The 20,226-nt window shown below is 32.3% G+C and carries 12 protein-coding genes; 6 read left to right on the top strand and 6 right to left on the bottom strand.

The genetic code is table 11. The annotated features are described in order from the left end of the window. Window positions 1-2,665 (bottom strand): choice-of-anchor L domain-containing protein (locus ACIQ2J_RS08490; protein ID WP_396168558.1); only part of this gene is annotated, 2,665 nt, incomplete at its 3' end. A 699-nt stretch (window positions 2,666-3,364) separates the two neighbouring features. Here ACIQ2J_RS08490 and ACIQ2J_RS08485 point away from each other — a divergent pair. The 3 genes from ACIQ2J_RS08485 (at window position 3,365) to ACIQ2J_RS08475 (ending at window position 11,394) form a co-directional block, all read left to right on the top strand. Beyond that, entirely contained in the window at window positions 3,365-4,855 is a 1,491-nt protein-coding gene (locus tag ACIQ2J_RS08485) for a hypothetical protein (RefSeq protein ID WP_396168556.1), read from the top strand. Between the two features lie 776 nt (window positions 4,856-5,631). Next, entirely contained in the window at window positions 5,632-11,151 is a 5,520-nt protein-coding gene (locus tag ACIQ2J_RS08480) for an HYR domain-containing protein (protein ID WP_396168554.1), read from the top strand. Between the two features lie 3 nt (window positions 11,152-11,154). Then, complete coding sequence (locus ACIQ2J_RS08475; protein WP_396168552.1) at window positions 11,155-11,394, top strand: hypothetical protein; 240 nt, start codon at window positions 11,155-11,157, stop codon at window positions 11,392-11,394. Between the two features lie 346 nt (window positions 11,395-11,740). Here ACIQ2J_RS08475 and ACIQ2J_RS08470 read toward each other — a convergent pair whose 3' ends face one another. Then, window positions 11,741-12,667, bottom strand: coding sequence for a bifunctional riboflavin kinase/FAD synthetase (locus tag ACIQ2J_RS08470; RefSeq protein ID WP_396168550.1), 927 nt, complete (start codon window positions 12,665-12,667; stop codon window positions 11,741-11,743). A gap of 150 nt (window positions 12,668-12,817) precedes the next feature. Between ACIQ2J_RS08470 and ACIQ2J_RS08465 the strand changes: the two genes are divergently transcribed. Further along, the gene (locus ACIQ2J_RS08465) at window positions 12,818-15,154 is read left to right on the top strand and encodes a reprolysin-like metallopeptidase (RefSeq protein ID WP_396168548.1); all 2,337 of its coding nucleotides are present in this window, start codon (window positions 12,818-12,820) and stop codon (window positions 15,152-15,154) included. 314 nt (window positions 15,155-15,468) lie between these two features. Here the strand turns inward: ACIQ2J_RS08465 and ACIQ2J_RS08460 are convergent, their stop codons facing one another. From ACIQ2J_RS08460 to ACIQ2J_RS08445, 4 genes are all read right to left on the bottom strand, one after another. Next, the gene (locus ACIQ2J_RS08460; protein ID WP_396168545.1) at window positions 15,469-16,221 is read right to left on the bottom strand and encodes a UDP-2,3-diacylglucosamine diphosphatase; all 753 of its coding nucleotides are present in this window, start codon (window positions 16,219-16,221) and stop codon (window positions 15,469-15,471) included. 17 nt (window positions 16,222-16,238) lie between these two features. Beyond that, on the bottom strand, window positions 16,239-16,691 hold the full coding sequence (locus ACIQ2J_RS08455; protein ID WP_396168543.1) for a 6-pyruvoyl trahydropterin synthase family protein: 453 nt from the start codon (window positions 16,689-16,691) through the stop codon (window positions 16,239-16,241). Window positions 16,692-16,724: 33 nt separating this feature from the next. After that, on the bottom strand, window positions 16,725-16,898 hold the full coding sequence (locus ACIQ2J_RS08450) for a hypothetical protein (RefSeq protein ID WP_396168541.1): 174 nt from the start codon (window positions 16,896-16,898) through the stop codon (window positions 16,725-16,727). 81 nt (window positions 16,899-16,979) lie between these two features. Then, window positions 16,980-17,807 (bottom strand): Omp28-related outer membrane protein, encoded by an 828-nt coding sequence (locus ACIQ2J_RS08445; protein ID WP_396168539.1) that lies wholly within the window; start codon window positions 17,805-17,807, stop codon window positions 16,980-16,982. 98 nt (window positions 17,808-17,905) lie between these two features. Between ACIQ2J_RS08445 and ACIQ2J_RS08440 the strand changes: the two genes are divergently transcribed. Both ACIQ2J_RS08440 and ACIQ2J_RS08435 read left to right on the top strand, forming a co-directional pair. Further along, window positions 17,906-18,382, top strand: a complete 477-nt coding sequence (locus ACIQ2J_RS08440) for a TlpA family protein disulfide reductase (RefSeq protein WP_396168537.1) — start codon at window positions 17,906-17,908, stop codon at window positions 18,380-18,382. A gap of 98 nt (window positions 18,383-18,480) precedes the next feature. Further along, window positions 18,481-20,157, top strand: a complete 1,677-nt coding sequence (locus ACIQ2J_RS08435; protein WP_396168535.1) for a DUF6029 family protein — start codon at window positions 18,481-18,483, stop codon at window positions 20,155-20,157. Window positions 20,158-20,226: the final 69 nt, after the last annotated feature.

Genomic DNA, 20,226 nt, shown 5'->3' with positions numbered 1-20,226 from the left:
TAGGTTGTGCTAAAATAGTTGCACTTCCAGAGGCTGCAGAAGTACAACCATTGGAATTAGTAACTGTGAATGTATACGTATTTGGCGCAAGCCCAGAGAAAACAGCGGTTGTTCCAGAATTGGAAATCGTAGCCCCACCCGGAGTTGCAGTTACTGTCCAAATTCCCGAAGCAGGCAAGCCACTTAAGGTGACACTTCCTGTTGCAGTGCTACAAGTAGGTTGGGAAATAGTTCCCACAATAGGAGCAGAAGGCGTAATAGGTTGTGCTAAAATAGTTGCACTTCCAGAGGCTGCAGAAGTACAACCATTGGAATTAGTAACTGTGAATGTATACGTATTTGGCGCAAGCCCAGAGAAAACAGCGGTTGTTCCAGAATTGGAAATCGTAGCCCCACCCGGAGTTGCAGTTACTGTCCAAGTTCCCGAAGTAGGCAAGCCACTTAAGGTGACACTTCCTGTAGCTACATTACATGTTGGTTGGGTTATGGTATTAATTATAAGAGGATTAGGTGTATCGTTAATCGTTACTGTAATAGCAGCTCTAGGGCCTTCACATCCTAAAAGAGTTTGGGAAACATAGTAATTTGTAGAGCCAGCAACTGAAGTACTAGGAGTTGGAGTCGAAGCAGAACCTATACCGCCAGTTACAGTAGTATACCAAAGTAAATTAGAACCCGTAGCAAATAAAGCTGATGCGGTAGCATTCTGACAATACGTAACAGGAGTTACCACGGTAGGAGCTACAGGAGCAGCGTTAATCGTTACTGTAATAGCTGCTCTAGTGCCTTCACATCCTAAAATAGTTTGGGAAACAAAGTAAATTGTAGAGCCAGCAACTGAAGTACTAGGAGTTGGAGCCGAAGCAGAACCCATACCTCCAGTTGCAGCAGTATACCAAAGTAAATTAGAACCCGTAGCAAATAAAGCTGATGCGGTAGCATTCTGACAATACGTAACAGGAGTTACCACGGTAGGAGCTACAGGAGCAGCGTTAATCGTTACTGTAATAGCTGCTCTAGTGCCTTCACATCCTAAAAGAGTTTGGGAGACATAGTAATTTGTAGATCCAGCAACTGAAGTACTTGGAGTTGGAGCCGAAGTAGAACCCATACCTCCAGTTGCAGCAGTATACCAAAGTAAATTAGAACCCGTAGCAAATAAAGCTGATGCGGTAGCATTCTGACAATAAATGACTGGAGAAACAACGATAGGTGCTAAAGGCGTGGCTAGTTGAGCATCATTTGTGAAAGTATTTGATGGGAGTGAAGTGCAAAAAGTATTAGAAGAAGTAATAGTGTAAGATGTGCCAATGGTGGCTCCATTAACTATTCCAGTAGGGCCGATAGTAGGGCCTACAGGGTTAAAAGCATAGGTGTTTGCACCATCATAATTTAAAATTGTTGTTATCCCTGTTGAGGAGCAAGTAGGAGCAAGTGTGCTTAGAATAGGTTTTGGAGCTGTGTCATTTACCGTTATTGTTACTTCAGCATAGCAAGATAAATCAATTGCAGTCCATCTTAGCACATTAATTCCGTTGGATAAGCCTGTAACTCCAGAAGTAGGACTATTACTATTAGAAAATATTGCAGTTCCACTAGTTACTGACCAAGTTCCCGTTAATGGTGAAGTTGCGGCTAGAGTTGTTGAAGTAGTTGAACATAAAGTTTGGTTTGCACCAGCAGAACAATTTTCAGCAGTTGTAAAACTACCGGCTTCTAAATAAACAACACTATCGTATGTAGCATCGTTTACATCGGTAACTATAAGTTTTATATGGTAAGTTTGCCCTGGAATCAATCCAGATTGTGAAGCAGTTAGAATTTTTGTGTTTCCATTTAATTGGGTTCCATCAATATGACCATTATTTAATCCAAATTCTGGAGTTGGGGTGTTTTGTGTCCAATCTCCATTAGCAGCTGTACAATAAGTAGCATTTTGTGAAGAGGCACTTGAGCCAACAACGCCATTATTTACCGAATTAATACTTACTTCAGAACCATTTGCAAGTCTGGCAATATTTTTAGCATTATTACTAAATCCTTGTCCGCCTGTAATACCAGGACCACTAATTAAAAATCCAAATTTATCATTATAAGAGGAACATTGATAATTAATGGCGCCTCCTTGGTCACTATATTCTTCTGAACCGAAAACATATCTAAATTGGACTTTTGTATTTACTGGCACAAAATCAAACTCTAAGATTGCACCGTTGAAATAATTAAAAGCACCGGCTAAAACATCTAAATCTTGTATTATTGTAGGTGGTGGTGAGCCTGTTTGTCTAAGTTCTCCAGGTGTTCCCGAAAGGTAGGCAGTTCCCATTTGTGCCACACTTCCTGGATTTGTACCCAATGTTAAAGGAATTGTTGAGGTGTTTCCTGATGTTATTACTACTCCCGACGTAAATCCCATTTGACTTAAAGTGTTTCCTGCACTACTAAAATACCCAACTTGATAACGATTAGAATTATTATATACTCCTCTAAAAACTACATTTGAAATTGTTGTGCCGCTTCCGGAAGGAACTAAAACTCCATTAACAAGTTGGTTAACAGTATTGCTAGTATTATTAATTGTTATTTGAGCAATTAATTCATTTTGGGAAAGCAACAAGAATTGCATTAAAATTAAACTAAATTTATATATTGTGTTTTTTTTCATAATTATTGGGTAATTTTGACTAAGTTTTATGTTTTTACATCATGTAGATTACATAAATCTAAAAATTAAACTGTATGATAAAATTGATATTAATTTCATAAATCAATGATATAGGATTAACAGGACGGAAGTCTGAGGGATAACAGCCCAATATTAGTCTCCTTCAATAACATTTCTCGTCCCGTTTTTCCATTTTTTTATTTATATTTTTTTTAGTAATTCAAGTAACTAAAACATTTCAATAGGTTTAATTATCCACAAAACACAATTGGAACCTATTAGTAATTTTAATGTTTGTTATTTATCAAAAGCTTTAACGAAATTGTGTCAATTCTCTGGGGGGTTTAAATTATCAGAATCCTATTTTTGAATAATTTTCGGTCTAATAATAAACTTCTCAAGTCCACATAACGTTATGTTGCTTGGAGCAGATAAAATCCGATAAGAACTATAAATTCTTTTTGCAATAATATTAGTAAACGATCATATGTATATTCCTATTTAAAATGACAAAATAGAAATTAAAATTAAATCTAATAAGCATTGATTTTATGCTTAATAATCGTTTTTAAAGGATAAAAAGGTAATTTTTACTCATAAATCATTTAATATTAATAATTATTGATTCCCAAAAGTAAATTTTAAAACCTTTGTTTTTTTATATAAAAAATCGTAATTTTGATTAATCAGAACTAAAAAGTGAAAAACGACAAACTACTATTTGAAGTCATTAAGTCAATGACTATGAATGAGAAGAGGTATTTTAAAGTCTTTTGTAATAGACATATTATAGGAGGTCAGAATAAATACGTCTTATTATTTAACATATTTCAAAAAATCAAATCATTTAATGATAAGTCAATAGTTGAAACCCTAACGGAACATAATTATTCTTTAAAGTTTATCTCATCCGACATGAATTATTTAAAGAAGATGCTTTTGAAATCTTTAAATGAATTTCATTCGGAAAAAACGTTTGATATTAAAATCAAACAACAATTAATATCCATAGAAATTCTTTTTTACAAAGGACTATATCAAGAATGTTTAGAATTAATAAATAAAGCAAAAAAAATAAAATTGTTTAATGAAAGCAATTATCTTATGCTTGAATTGTTAAATTGGGAGAAAAAATGTACTGGATATTCATTAGGATTAATAAAGGCAATAGATGTTAATTGTAGTATTGAAAATTGTTTTAATCAAATAAAAAGCGAAAAAGAAATTACAGATATTTATTATAATAGTTATTTACTCAAAAATAATTTAGGTAAAACAAACAAAGAAAAAATAATTTTTGAATTTGAAAACTTACTAAAAAATAATGTCCTGCTAAAAAATAATCATTTTGATTCAGTTAGGTTAAATGTTTATTGCCAACTTATTTATTCCAATTATTACCATGTTAAGAAAGATTATTTAAGTGAATTAAATTACCTTTATAAGGCTTTATCCTTTTTTGATTTCAATGAAGACTATAAATTTGAGAATCCTTTAGATTATATTTCCATTTCTATTAGAGTTATAGATATAAAAAAAACAGGGTCTAGCGATGAGTTCTATTCCGAACTGAAAAAGCTTAGAGATTTTGACAATATTTTGGATCTTCAAAAAGAGGTTATACAGGAAAGAATTTTTTTATTTACTAATCAAGCCGAGTTAGAACATTTACTTTATGTAAATCAATTTGACGATGCGGCCATTGTGCTAGAAAACATTCTACAGGCAATAAAAACATCCAAATATAATATTGAACCCTATTATTTCATTAAAATTTACTACTTAATTGCTTCTATAAATTGTGTTTTTGGAAATTTCTCAAATGGGTTAAAATATATTAATAAAGTTATTAATGTATTTAAATTTTCCGACAGGCCCAATGTCTTTGTAAGAGCTGAATTCCTAAATATTATAATTCATTATGAATTAAAAAATTACGATTTAGTTCTTAGGGCAATTGGGAACGTTAAACTGAAATACAAAGCTAAATATGAATTTAATTATTTCGAAATAAAAATATTAGAAACAATATATAAAATTTCCGAAAACGCTCATATAATTAAGGAGAAAACAGAATTTCAAAATTTATATTATAGTATAAAAAAGAAGTTTTCTCAAGACGAGGTTGATTTATTAAAGAACAATTATATTAAATACATAATTACTAAGACTAATAACAGTAAGCGGTAAAATACTATATAATCCAACTGAAATTAGTAAATTCTATTTTTAGAAATCCTCACTTCTAAATTAAATCAAGAAGGTTATTTCCAAAATTTCCAAAATATTATCAAAGGCGTAAGGTTATAGTACGTTATTTTTTAATCTGACCTATTATATTTTAGTTATAAATTTACTCAATTGCCAACTATCTATTATTTAATGTTTAAGTATTTTTAAATCTGACACCATATAATTATATTTTTTTTAGATTTTTTTATTGAACTATAATTTTATTTTTGTAAATTATTATTTAAAAATACCCCCACCTACTAATCAAGAATTTAATTAATAAATAAAAAAGACAAAAAATGTTCTTTTTATTTATTAATTATTTACTTGATTTTTTTATATAAATGAAGTTTTAATTCACCATAGAAACCATTTTTTTAAATAATTGCTATTATATGCAGATGCTTCAGTGAAATATTTTTTAGAAAATCTAATAATTATTATATATGAAATTAATTTTACTAACAAAAAAACAATGTTTGAATCTTTTTTGTCCTTTTGGGAATAAATGAAAAAGAAGTAACTAAACAAGGGTATCAGGCACTACTTGGTTAACTTCTACCTGGAGTCTAAAAAGGACCAAGTTTGCTGGTGATAACTTGTTTTTTTAACCTTATTGATCTACTGCTCTTTAAATAGATACAATACCTGCTATGTCATTGATAATAGATATTGTTAATTAGGCAAGACATCAAGAATATAAATTATTATTAAAAAAATTAATACAAAAAATCATGAAAAAAAACTTATTTAAAAATTTAAAACTATTAAGCATTTTGCTTATTGTGTTTTGCTGTACCAATAGTTGGGCAAAAAACATTTATGTAAATAATAATGCAATTGCTGGCGATGTTTATTGTACAGCAATTGGAAACGATTCCAACTCGGGTTTAACACCTGCTTTACCAAAAGCAACACTTAGTGCAGCAATAGGTATTGCTGTAAATGGAGATGTTATTTATATAGATAAAGGGACTTATGCTCAAAATACTATTGCAATAAACAAACAAATTACGATTATTGGAGCCGGAACCGGAAATACTATTTTCGACAATGGAAATGCAGCCCAATTATGGGCAGAAATTACTTCTAGTAATGTTTCTGTAAAAAATTTAACTTTAACAAAGTTTTTCAATGCTAACGGAGCAAAAGGCCAAGTAATAAATATAAACGGTGCATTTACAAATGTAACATTGGATGGAATTTTAATTACTGCTTGTTTAGGAGCTTCTGCAACATTACCTAATATTCATATTGCAGGTGGCGCCAACGTTACTATAAAAAATTCTTTTCTAAAATGCTCTGGCTACAATGGATCAATGGGGGGGGGTATATTAGTTAATAGTGCTACTGTTCTTATAGACAACACCGTGTTTTATCAGAATGAAAGCGCAACAGCAACTGAAAATGGTGGCGGCTTACAAGTAAAAGGGGCTACGGCAAATGTAACTGTAACCAATTGTACTTTTAATGGATGTGTTTCTCTTAAAGGTGGTGCTATAGGTCAAAATGCAGGTACACTTTCTGTTTCTGGTTCTTGTTTTTCTAATAATATTTCAGAAACTGATGACAATACTTCTGGAGGTGGCGCTATTTTTGTTAATGGCACTTCAAACACTACAATTTCTAATTGTAATTTTGATACCAATGCTGCAACAGCTCAAGCAAAAGGAACTACTTCTATAGTTGTTGGAACAGCTACTTCAGCAGATGGAGCTGCAATATGCTTTAAATCCGTAACTGGAACGGCATCCATAACCAACTGTTCTTTTTCAAATAACGGAAAATTATTACAAACTGATGGACAAACACTTGTAAACCCATTTGATGATGGTCAGGATATTTATTATTCGGGTGCTTCATTAAATATTACTATAAGTAATAACACTTTTTCTACTGCAACCACTGGTGAAGTAAATATTTTTGAAGATGCTTCAGGTAACCAAACCATGTCTAACAATGGGATATATACACAAACAGGATCTACGTCAGCAACAACAAACGCTGTTCCAACAAGAACGGATGTGGCTGGTTTTGGCACTTGGACAGACACAAATGTTACAGGCACTACAGTTTTAAATATGCTAAGTGGAATTGTAGCTTTTACACCTACTAGAACTGCGCAAAATGGTTTTACAACATGGACTGATACACAGATAGGAGGAACTACTTCCAATATTAGTATGATTAATAATGCTACAACAAATTATACTCCTACTAGGACTGATGTCTATTCAACTTGTTCAACCGTAGTTTTTGCAGGTTGGGCAGATACTAATATTGGGCAAGGTGGAACTTGTGCAACCGCTATTAACACATCAGGTTGTTTAACACTATTAACTCCAACTTCTTCAACAATTTCACCAACAATTAATTTATCAGCAGGAAGAAGTAAATTTTTATCATTTAGAGCAAGAACTTTTAATGGGACAAATACTACAAAAAATACTATTACGGTTTCAATATCTACCGATAATGGGGCAACATGGTCTGTTTTAGGGACTAGAGTACATATAAATACTACCTTAACCACAATGGCTGAATTTGATTTATCAGCATATAATAGTAATACAGTAAAAATAAAATTTGAGTCATTAGCAGCTGATGGCAGTATTGGTGTCGGAATTGATGATATAACTATTGCAGAGAGAACTATCTCAACTGTTGTTACTCCTACATTAGATTTTACTGGATTTAATACAAAAACATTAAACTTTAAAGCAGCAATAATTTCAAGTGCCGTTGAGGCTAAAAATACGATTACTGTTTCAGCATCTTCTGATAATGGAGTTACTTGGACAGTAGTAGGGACAAGATTTCATACGACCATTACTTCTACAGCAATGGCAGCAATAGATTTATCTGCTTATACTGGTAATACAATAAAATTGAAGTTTGAAACTTTAGCTGCAGATGGAACTATAGGTGCTGCAATTGACGACATTGCGATTACAGGTGAAGCAAAAATTTCTACCACCGTATCGCCTTTAATGGACTTAACAGGTAATGCCGCCCAAGTAGTTTATACACATGCTAATATAGGAACTAATGCAGCCAAAAATACTATTACGGTTTCTGTTTCTACAAATGGTGGTACAACTTGGAGCATATTGGGGACATCAAATACAACCGGAATAAAAACTTTTAGTTTGGATGGGTATATAAGTAATCAAGTGAAAGTAAAGTTTGAAGCACTTTCTGCAGACGGAACAATCGGAGCAAGTATAGACGCTATTGATATTTTAAAAGCTGCTTCAGCTAATGCATTACCTATAGTTTCTTGTGTTTCTCCAAGCTCCATCTCTTCCTGTTCAGTTACCATTAACTGCACAACAGAAAGTATTGCACCGGTAATCATTAGTTGCGTGCCAAATAAAACTTTGCCTTGTCCTGCAACTTTACCCGATTATACTTCAGAAGTAAATGCTTATGATGATTGTTCCTTTACAGTAATACAATCTCCTTTAGCAGGAACATCTTTGCCTTTTGGGAATACTACAGTAACAATGACAGTTACTGATTTAAAAGGTAATTTTAGTACTTGTACTTTTACTGTAACCGTTTCTAGCGGAACTCCAGCAACTAATTTTGGAGATTTTGCTTCTGCAGTTGGGATTTCAACAAATGGTGGAACCTCTGCTTCTTTTTATAACACTTCGGGTTCGGCTGCTAATTTAATTGGCTCTTCTACTTTTACAGCTGCCAATCTAGGTTCTTATAGTCCAAGTTCAGGAACATTAAAATTAACAGGTGCTGAATTAAAAACTTTTAAATCAGGTACAGGGAATGTATGTGGTGGAACTTTATTTTATGTTGTATATACAACTGGTTCTAGACCTGCAGTACCAGTATTCCAAAGTTTTGCTATTCCATTCGCTAATGATTGTTCAGGAGGTACTTTCCCTTCTGGAGGCCCATGTACTACTGGAGATCAAAAATGGAGCACTAGTTTACAATCTATTGATTTGACTGCTTATGCAGCAGGAAGCTACACTATAGAAGCTTATTATGCCTATACTGGTTCAGATACTGGAGGTTGTGGAACAACACAATATTTAAATAATTCATGTAGTAATTATACCGCTACTTTTACCTTGAGCACTTTTTCTCCAATTGATGCTGTTGTAGATACGCCAAGTGTTTTAGCAGGCGGAAGCACACCATCGGTATTAAATAATGACACCTTTAACGGAGTTGCTGCTACAACCTCTAATGTTACCTTATCTGTAGTTACAATTGATTCCCATTTAACATTAAACACAGATGGAACAGTAACCGTAGCTCCTGGAACGCCAGCAGGAAATTATACATTAACGTATTCTATTTGTGATAAAGTAAATCCTTCTAATTGTGATACAGTACAGTCTACTGTAACAGTAACTGACCTGCAAACTGTTGCAGGAACAATTACAGCAGATCAAAATATTTGTAAAGATTCAAATCCTAATGATTTGCTACTTACTGGAAATACAGGAAGTGTAATCAAATGGCAAAAATCTGCGGATTTTGCATTTACAACTCCAATAGATATTCCAAGTACATCAACAACTTTATCTGGATCTTTAATCGGTAGTTTAGCAACTACAACTTATTTTAGAGCAGTAGTTCAAAATGGCACTTCAACAATCGAATATTCAAACGTTGTTACTATTACAGTTCCATCAACAACTTGGAATGGTACTTCTTGGAGTAATGGCGAACCAACTATTACTACTACTGCATATATGACCGGTAACTATTCGCTTTCAACCGATATATTTGCTTGTACACTAACTGTTTCTAATAATGCAATCGTATCTATTCCTTCAGGTTATGATGTTACTTTATATGGTAAATTGACTGTTAATACTGGAAGTAGTTTTACATTAAATAACAATTCTAATTTAATACAACAAACTAATGTAAGTAACACTGGAGATATTACGGTAAAACGAATGACCTCTCCTATTTATAGATTAGATTATACTTTGTGGTCTTCTCCTGTTATTGGTTCGCAAACATTATTTAATTTTTCACCATTAACTTCTAATATAGCACCAACTAATATTCGTTTTTATATTTATAATACATTAACAAATCAATATAATTCAGTGAATCCAGTAACTACAACTTTTAATACTGCAAAAGGTTACTTGATACGAAGCCCAAATAATTGGCTTTCTTATAATTCTAGTTTGTCCCCTGCTCCACAAAAATGGACTGGATCATTTACCGGAGTTCCTAGAAATGGCGATGTAAATTTCACTATGGTAAACACAGGAACCAATACTGCTATTAATGCTACGGGGAATCCATATCCATCTGCAATTTTGTTAGATAATTTTATTAATGACAATAGTAGTAACATAGAAGGTACTTTATGGTTTTGGAGAAAATACAATGATAATGACAATTTGGTTTCCTATTCCACTTGCTCAACTATAGGTTGCGCATTAACAAACAATGCTACTTATACGGATAGTAATCTTATTTCAATAGGCCAAGGATTTATGGTGAAAGCTAAGACAGGACAAACAAATTTAAATTTCACAAATTCTATGCGATCTAGCGAAAATGTTAATCAATTCTTCAAATCATCACCTACTCAAATGGATCGTTATTGGATAAAAATGACAAATTCTACTAATGTAAGCGCAGGTCAAAATTTAATTGCTTATGTGCCAAATGCCACTAATGATTATAATAGCGGATTAGACGGATTGTATTCTAACGATTCTTCTGTAGCGTTTTATTCAAAAGCTGGAACGCAAGATGTGGTTATTAACGCGAGACCTAGTTTTGTAGTTAGTGATGTGCTTCCGTTGATATTTAAAACTAATGTTTCCGACACTTATACCTTTTCATTAAACCAAAGAGAAGGGATATTTAACGGAACCCAAGATGTTTTATTGAGAGATAATTATACTAATTTTGTACAAAATTTATCTCAAGGGGATTATAGTTTTACATCAGCAATAGGCACTTTTAGCAATAGATTTGATATTATTTATCAAAACACTTTAGGTGTTAATAATTCGGAATTTAATTCTAATCAAGTTGTGATTTACAATCAAGATAACATTACACATATTAATTCGGGAAACATAAAAATGAATTCGCTGAAAATATTTGATGTTCAAGGTAGATTATTATTTAATAAATCGGGAATAAATGATACTAAAACTAGTTTAAAACTAGGTTTTGAAAGTCAAATGTTGTTATTCCAAATTACCTCTCAAGACGGAGAGACAGTTACTAAAAAAGTTATAAATTAAAATATGAAAAAGTTATTTAAAATTTTAATATTAATATATTTTCTATTTACAGATTTTATATTATTTGCTCAAATAGGAGGTGGTCCTGGAGACGAGGATGATAATGGAAGTACTGGCTTAGAAGGAGGGGATCCTCCGGCAGCGCCAATTAATGTTAGACTTTGGATTTTTATTATTATAGGAATTGCTTACGCTTTTTTATTATTCAAAAGGATAAATAAAATAAACAAACCAAGGGGATAAAAAAGATAATTAGATTTAATCGATTTTGTTGTTCTCGATAATAATTGATTTCTTTGCGATTCTAAAAATTTATTCTTTGAAAAACAAAGGGTTCTACTTTAATAAATAAGTAGAACCCTTTCCTAATGATTATTGAAGATCTTAAAATTAGTTTTCTTGTTTCTAATACAAATTAAAAAAAGTAGTTTGGTGCTTTCAGTGTTTTTACAAATAGTAATAATTCTAGAATCTATTTGACAAAAACATACTTTATATACTTTTGTAGATTCTTTGGTTGTGGAGTTAAAACAAGATTCAGATCTTCTAAAATTTCGTATTTTTTTCAAACAATAATCTATCATTTACCTTACTTTAAAATAAAAGTAAGTGATTTTTCTTTGTCTTTTTGTATTTGATTTTTTAGAATTTCTAAAGAATCAAATTTTTGCTCTGCTCTAATAAATTCTAGAACTTCTATAGTTAATTGTTGTTCGTAAAGGTCTTCGTTAAAGTCTAAATAATGTACTTCAATGGTTTGGTTTGTACCATTAAGAGTAGGTCGAATACCAATATTCATTATGCCGTAAACAAGATCCCCTTTTATAATGCTCTTAACTAAGTAGACTCCTTTCATCGGTATTAATTTATAATCCTCTTTTGTCAGTATATTTGCAGTAGGAAATCCTATGGTTCTGCCAAGTTGATTTCCTTTAACCACTATGCCAGAAAAACAATAATTATACCCTAGATATTCATTTGCTAAAGAAATAATTCCTTCTGCTAGGGCATTCCTAATTTTTGTGGAACTAACTGCAATATCATCTATTTCTTGTGCCGAAATTTGTTCTACTTCAAATCTATATTTTTTTCCAAAATGTATTAAATCATTAATATCGGCAGTTCTATTTTGCCCAAATCGGTGATCATAACCAATGATTATTTTTTGAATTTGTAGTTTATCTACTAAGATGTTTTTTACAAATTTTTCTGCTGTAAGTTGAGAAAACTCTTTATCAAATGGATGAATAATAAGGTTGTCAATGCCAATTTCTTTCAATAAGCCAATCTTTTCGTCCATGGTATTTAGTAGCTTTACAGTAGAATCTTCTTGCAAAATCATTCGTGGATGCGGAAAAAAAGTTAGCACAAGACTCTCGCAATCGACCTCATGAGCACTTTGTATTATTTTATCCAATATTTTTCTATGTCCAATATGGATACCGTCAAATGTACCGATAGTGATAATTGTTTTTTTTGAACTTAAATAATTATTTATGGAGTGGAATAATTTCACTTAGTTTTTTGGGCAAATTTACTTAAAGAGTAATTAATATAATAATAAAACTTTATTAATATTCTTAAGATTATAGTAGTTAATGTTAATTGTTTTTTAGGATTAAATAAATAATTATATATTTGAAGTCTTAAATAAACAATTACTATAATGAAAAAATCAATACTATTTTTAGCAATTTTATTATCATTTGGTCAAATGATTGCACAAAAAAATTCTGTGTGGAATGCTGTTGGCCAAGACCAAATTTCTAAACTTTTAAAAGTTAGAACTGATTTAAATGAAGAAGGGGGAAAATATTTTTCTTTGAATTTTACTGCATTTAAGCAAACTTTGGTTAATGCTAAAAATAAATTTTCTAAACAACCAGGAGTTGAGGTTGAATTTCCTAATAAAAATGGAGAAATTGAAAAGTTTCTTGTTTGGGAAAATTCCAATATGGAACCTGATTTTCAAGCAAAATTCCCACAAGTTAGGGCGTATGTTGGAAAAAGTATTTCAGATGGTTCCATAATTAACTTTAGTCTTTCACCACAAGGGGTCCAAACAACACTTTTTAGAGCTAACAGCGCAACAGAATTTATTGAGGCTTATGACAAAGAAGCTACAACTTACCTTATTTTCGATTCTTCAAATAGAACAAAAAGCACTTTAAATTGCACTACTACGGATACTCAGTTAAATATAGATGTATTAGACAATAATAATAGCAGCAATAAATCAAATAATTTAAAATATAAGACTATGCAATTGGCTTTGTCATGTACTGCAGAATATTCAAATTATTTTGGAGCTTATAGTAGTGCTGATGTAGCACTTGTTATTGCGGCCATGAATGCAACAATGACTCGTGTAAATGGTATATTTGAAAAGGATTTAGCTGTTCATTTGAACTTGATTGATAATACAAGTGTAATTTATTACAATTCATCAACCGATCCTTATGATTCTTCTGTCACTGGAGCTGCATCGCCGGGCGCTACATGGAATGCTCAATTAATGAATAATTTGCATAATACATTAGGAGATTCAGCATTTGATATTGGTCATTTGTTTGGAGGTGACGGAGGTGGTGGAAATGCAGGGTGTATTGGTTGTGTTTGTACTAATGTTCTGTCTACAGGTGGATCAGCTACTAATAGTTATAAAGGTTCCGGCTTTACCTCACCATCAAATGGAATTCCAGCAGGGGATAGTTTTGATGTGGACTATGTGGCTCATGAAATGGGGCATCAAATGGGAGGAAACCATACTTTTACCCATGGATATGAGGGATCAATTGCTCAAACCGAGCCAGGAAGTGGTTCAACAATTATGGGATATGCAGGAGTTACTAATTATAACGTGCAAGCGCATTCGGATCCTATTTTTTCTTATAAAAGTATTTTGCAAATACAGACTAATTTAAACACTAAATCTTGTCCTATATCTACCACGATGACAGATAACAGACCTGTTGTATCTGCTGGTTTAGATTATACTATTCCTATTGGAACCGCATTTATGCTAACAGGGACAGCTACAGATGCAGATGCTAGTGATGTATTAACTTATCTTTGGGAGCAAAATGATCTTGGAACTAATGCTACAACAAATGCAAATAGTGAAGTAATACAGACCAAAACAGTAGGGCCAAACTTTAGAACCTTTAAACCAAGTACAAATATTTTTAGATATTTTCCTCAAATGGGTAAAATATTAGCTGGCACAATTGCAATAACAACTGCTACTGTGACTAATTGGGAATCTGTATCTTCTGTAGCTAGACCATTAAATTTTACTTTTACAGCTAGAGACAATCAAGCAGGAGCAGGTCAAACAAATACAGATGCTTCTATTATTACTGTTAATGCAACTGGAGGAGCTTTTTCAGTTTCTTCTCAAAGCACTACCGGTCTTTCGTATGCTGGAAATTCTTCTCAAACGGTAACTTGGGTTCCAGGAAGCACTGCATTAACTCCTTTTAACTCTCCTACAGTAGATATTTTAGTTTCTACAAATGTTTCAACAGCTCTTGAAGGATATGTTGCTACGACTCCATCTGTTCCAAATACCACAACTTGGACAACAATAGCTTCTGGGGTGCCAAATAATGGTTCTTACACAGTAACTTTACCAAATGTCCCAGCAACAAAAACAGCTTGTAGATTTATGGTTAAAGCTGTTGGAAATGTTTTTTTAGCAGTAAATTCTAAAAATTTCACTATTACACCTTCATTAGCAAATGAAGAATTTGGATTTACTAATTTCAGTATTTATCCAAATCCTAATAAAGGAAATTTCAATGTGAAGTTTGACTCTTCTACTAGCAATAATATTAGTATTATGGTACACGATATAAGAGGAAGAAATATTTTTGACAAACAATTTTCTAATACTGGAATCTTTTCTCAAAACCTTCAGTTAGAAAATGTTGAATCAGGGGTTTATTTAGTAACCGTAAAAGACGGGGATAAAAAAATTGTAAAAAGAATAGTTATTGAATAAAAACTGATAATCTTATTACTTGGGTATGTCTCCAAATAGTTTATAACTATTGGAGGCATTTCTTTTTTAAACTATTTATAGTATCCAATTAATTGGTCTAAATAACCATCGTTTTTTGCTACATATCAAAAACAGCATTTTATATTTTATACCATTGCAAAGAGAGAACCCTTGATTTAAATGAAAATCTTGACAATTCGATACCGAATAAGTGTGTTGAATAGATTCGTTCCAAGCTATGACAGATTGCTACGTAAAGAGGGAAAGAAGTTTGCTGAAATGCCGAATACTTTCACTATTAAAAATAGAATTTCTTAATCTTTAGAAAAGGTCTTAATTTCAAATTTTTCACCGTCGAAAACGCCATAGGTGAAATACCCAATCCAGTCTCCTAGATTAACGTACTCGGAGTTTTCTCCAACTTTGACTATCATAGGAAGGTGACGGTGGCCAAAAACAAAGTAATTGTAGTGATTCGTTTGTAATTTTCGTTTGGTGTATTGAATCAACCATTCTTTGTCTTCTCCTAAAAAAATGACGTCTTCGGCGCCTGAAATTAATTTGTTTTTTACCGAAAGGTGTTGCGCTAATTTCATGCCAATATCGGGATGCAACCATCTGTAAAGCCATTTTGAGAATGGGTGTACAAAAACTTTTTTCATTCGTTTATAGCCTTTGTCGCCGGGACCTTTGCCGTCGCCATGCCCTATTAAAAAGGTTTTATCGTTGAAGTTAAATTCTTTATTGTCGTGGTAGACTGGGATATTCAATTCTTTTTGGAAATAGTCGTTCATCCACAAATCGTGGTTGCCAACGAAAAAATAAATTGGGATACCGCTATCTTTAATTTCGGCTAATTTCCCGAGAACTCTAACGAATCCTTTGGGAACTACGGTTTTATATTCGAACCAAAAATCGAATAAATCACCTAACAGAAATATGGCTTCGGCATCTTTTTTAACCTCATCCAACCATGCAACAAACTTTTGCTCACGCGGAAAACTTGCTTCTGGTGTAGGAGCTCCAAAATGTTGGTCGGATGCGAAGTAGATTTTTTTGTTGGACATTGGGTAAAAGTACTAAATTACAAATTATCGGAAGCATACCATTCGGCAAAAGAGCTTTCAGTTTCTTGTAATTTTAAAGAATGTAAAAGAATTTCTTTTGGCAATCTATCGCTAATTTTCTTAGCAAAATCTACAACCATGTTTTCACTTGTAGGCTGGTAATCCACTAAAATAACATGATGGCCACGTTTTTTTAATTCTTCGGCCAATTCTACGTGAGGGGTGTTTTTGTTAAAAACAGTTGCATGATCAAATAGATCAACAATTTCTTCTCGAACAATTTTCTTTAAATCGGAGAAATCTATTACCATACCAAACTTCACATTCGATTGGTCTAAAATTGGAGTACCAATAACGGTCACCGAAAGTTTATAACTATGTCCGTGAACATTTTTGCATTTTCCATCATAGCCATAAAGCGCATGACCGGTTTCAAAAGAAAATTGCTTGGTAATTCTGATTTTACTCATGGAAAAATTATTTGATTACAAATTTAGTGAAATTTACTCGTTATCGTTTCTGTTTTTAGCACGATAATACATCCAATAGGCAATTCCTACTAAAATCACAAAAGGCAAGAAGGTTCCAATTACAATTCCTATCTGGTAGGATCCATCTGGCGCATGTTTTACTTTATCAGTAATATTCACTTGTTGAATTAGGGTGTAGATAGTCATCGTATTCAAATTTAAATTAAACTATTACAAAAAAAATAAGGTCTACTGTGAAGTGACCTTATTTATTGTAGTGTTTTCTGCTTATGGATTTAGCTCAAATATTTGATTTTCATTAGCAATAGATGCTCTTGCATTTAAAACTACATTGTCACTTCCTACCAAAAATGCCGCAAAACTTATGTTTGCCGAATTGGCAATGTTTGCAGGTATTGGAATTGTAAAATTTTTTGTAACAGTACTTCCATTCGTGGTTCCAAAAACAACATCACCTAATATGTTAGTTATAGAAGTTCGCAATACATGGTTGTGTTCAAAATTTATTATTGGATTTTCTCCATTAAAATAATTAGTGTAATTGCGTTGGTCGTAAATTAGTTTGTCTTCAAGCAAATAAACTACCAATTTCAAATTTGTATAATCTTGTAAAAATTTCATTTTTACATCTAAATTTATTGTTCCGTTTACTACAGTTGAAGTTAAGGCCAACCCTAAAGAAGTATTATTGCCTGTTAAATCTAAAGCTTGTTGGGTATTAGTAGGTTCTGGAAACGTCCACACAATCATTCTGTTTAATCTAGAGATAGGTAATGAAAGGGCATTATTAGGCAATATCAAATCTTTTAATGGAGCAATTCCATTAAAATGATAAGGATCGTTACCATTATGAATAGCAACAGTTACTGCTTTATCCGTTTGCAGTTTTACTTGATCAATTGCATAAGCAACTCTGGCACAATTACCACACCAAGTACCTGTGTAATCTTCAATCAGTACTCTTTTTTTAAAGTATCCAGAAATAGCAGGAGCATTAGCGCTTTCATCGGGCCTGTTCTCAATGACAACAGTGTCTGCGCAAGAGGAGAACAAAAAAGCTCCAAACAAAAAACTCAGTAAATAAACTTTCTTCATAATAAGTAAATATAATATTCTAACCTAATACAAATTAAACTAAATATATTTTAATCTTATGCTTTTTATTCATTTATTTGTATAACAAATTAAATTTTATGAAAAAATTACTCCTTTTATTGCTTTTTGTAGGATTGCATTCCTTTTCTCAAAAGAATTTACCCGATTTAAATCTTTCAACCTTAGATGGTAAGAAAGTTTCTTTAAAAAATGATTTTGCCGAAAAAGATAAATTATATGTGTTTTCATTTTGGGCTAGTTGGTGTGGACCCTGCATCAATGAATTGGACGAAATGAACGAATTACAAGCAGAATGGAAAAAAACCATAAGCTTTGAAGTTATTGCAGTGGCGACGGATGATTCTAGAACTCAAAAAAGAGTAAAACCATTAGTTAATGGGAAAGAATGGGAATACACTATATTATTAGATACCAATCAAGATTTTAAAAGAGCACTTTCTATAGTTAATATCCCATATACTATTGTGGTGAAAAACAACAAGATTGTACATATTCAAAATGGCTATGTACCTGGTAACGAAGTGGATTTATTTGAAAAATTGAAGACATTATAAGATATGAAATCGCTACAAACAAAAAGTTTGCGTAAGCAAACACCAATAATTAGAAAAGCGATAACATATATGACCACTAAAAAATAACATATACTTATATGAAACTATACCAATTACTTTTAATACTACTTCCTTTTACTGTTACATCTCAGGAAAAAGAAAAAGCCAATGTATTTGGAGGATTTGAATCCAATTCACAATGGTACCTTAACGATACTGGTTTGAAGGACGAATTCAACAACCCAACAGTACATCCTCAAGACCCTATACGCTCTACAAATTATCTTTTTTTAAATTATAAATACAAAAATTGGACGGCTGGAATTCAAGGGGAAGCTTACGAAAAAAATGCTTTATTGAATATGAATCCGAAATATGTAGGAAGAAATGTTGCTACTTATTTTGTGCAATATAAAACCGAAAAAATTGATCTTACCGCAGGTTATTTCTACGAACAATTTGGTAGTGGCTTACTTTACCGCAGTTGGGAAGATAGAGCCTTGGGAATCAACAATGCTTTGCGTGGTGGAAGGGTAATTTTCAAACCAACTAAATACCTAACATTCAAATCTATTTATGGCCAACAACGAACTGGTTTTGATGTGGCAAATAGCAAGATTTATGGCATGGATGCCGAAGTAACGCTTTCGGATTTATTGAAATACAAAACCACCAATGTTACTCTAGGTTTTACTTACGTAGGGAGAGATGAAAAAACGGAAATTGTAAACCCTAAATTCAATAATTTAACCAATGGATTTGCAGGAAGATTAAGTCTTTCACACCATTCTTTTTATCTTTCTACCGAATACGATTACAAATCAAAAGATGCGGTGGTTCAAGTTACCGATCAAATTGACAATAACCTTATTAAACCAGGAAGTGCCGTATTGCTTAACCTTGGATATTCTAAAAAAGGATTTGGTATAGATGGAACTTTTAGAAGATTAGAAAACATGAGTTTCTTCTCAGAACGAGGTGCAAAAGGGAATTCGTATAACGACCGAATTATGAATTTTATTCCTAGTTTAACCAAACAAAACCACTATAACTTAGCCAATATTTATGTGTATCAAGCACAACCTAATATTATTCTTGCCGATAAAGATTTGGTGAAAGCAGGTGAAATTGGCGGACAATTTGACGTTTTTTATGATGTAAAAAAGGGATCTTCTCTTGGAGGTAAAAACGGAATGAAATTGGCATTTAATTTTTCTAATTGGAATGCTTTAGGCGGCACTTTTTACATCTACAATCCACAAGATTATAAAGCTGATTTTCTAGGTTTTGGGAAAAGATATTTTACCGATTATAATTTTGAAGTAACAAAAAAATGGAATTCCAAATGGCAATCAATATTTAGTTATGTCAACCAATATTATAATAAGAAAATGATTCAAGAAACTTACGGAGAAGTAAATACCAATATTTTGGCTGCAGAAGCAACCTATAAATTTGCGACATCCCGTTCTATTAGAGTAGTTGGAGAGCATTTATGGGCAGATCATGATAAGAAAAATTGGGCTAGCGCAACTGCTGAATTGAATTTAAATTCTAAATTGTCATTTTATTTATCCGATATGTATAATTATGGTAATGATGTAGATTATTTGCGAAATCACTATTATAGTGCAGGAGGTTCTTACAGATGGAAAGCCACTAGAATAGCATTAAACTATGGAAGACAAAGAGGCGGTTTAGTATGTGTAGGTGGCGTATGTAGATTCGTTCCTGAAAGTTCGGGATTGTCTTTATCTTTAAACACTTCGTTCTAAACGAAAAGAAACAACTAAAAAAACCGTAGGTATCTAAATCTAGACATCTACGGTTTTATTAATTTAGTA

It is taken from the genome of Flavobacterium sp. (assembly GCF_044357305.1).
In the GTDB taxonomy this organism is placed as follows: domain Bacteria; phylum Bacteroidota; class Bacteroidia; order Flavobacteriales; family Flavobacteriaceae; genus Flavobacterium.
The sequence above is the reverse complement of the archived record's forward strand: the minus strand, read 5'-3'. Positions and strand labels throughout refer to the sequence as shown.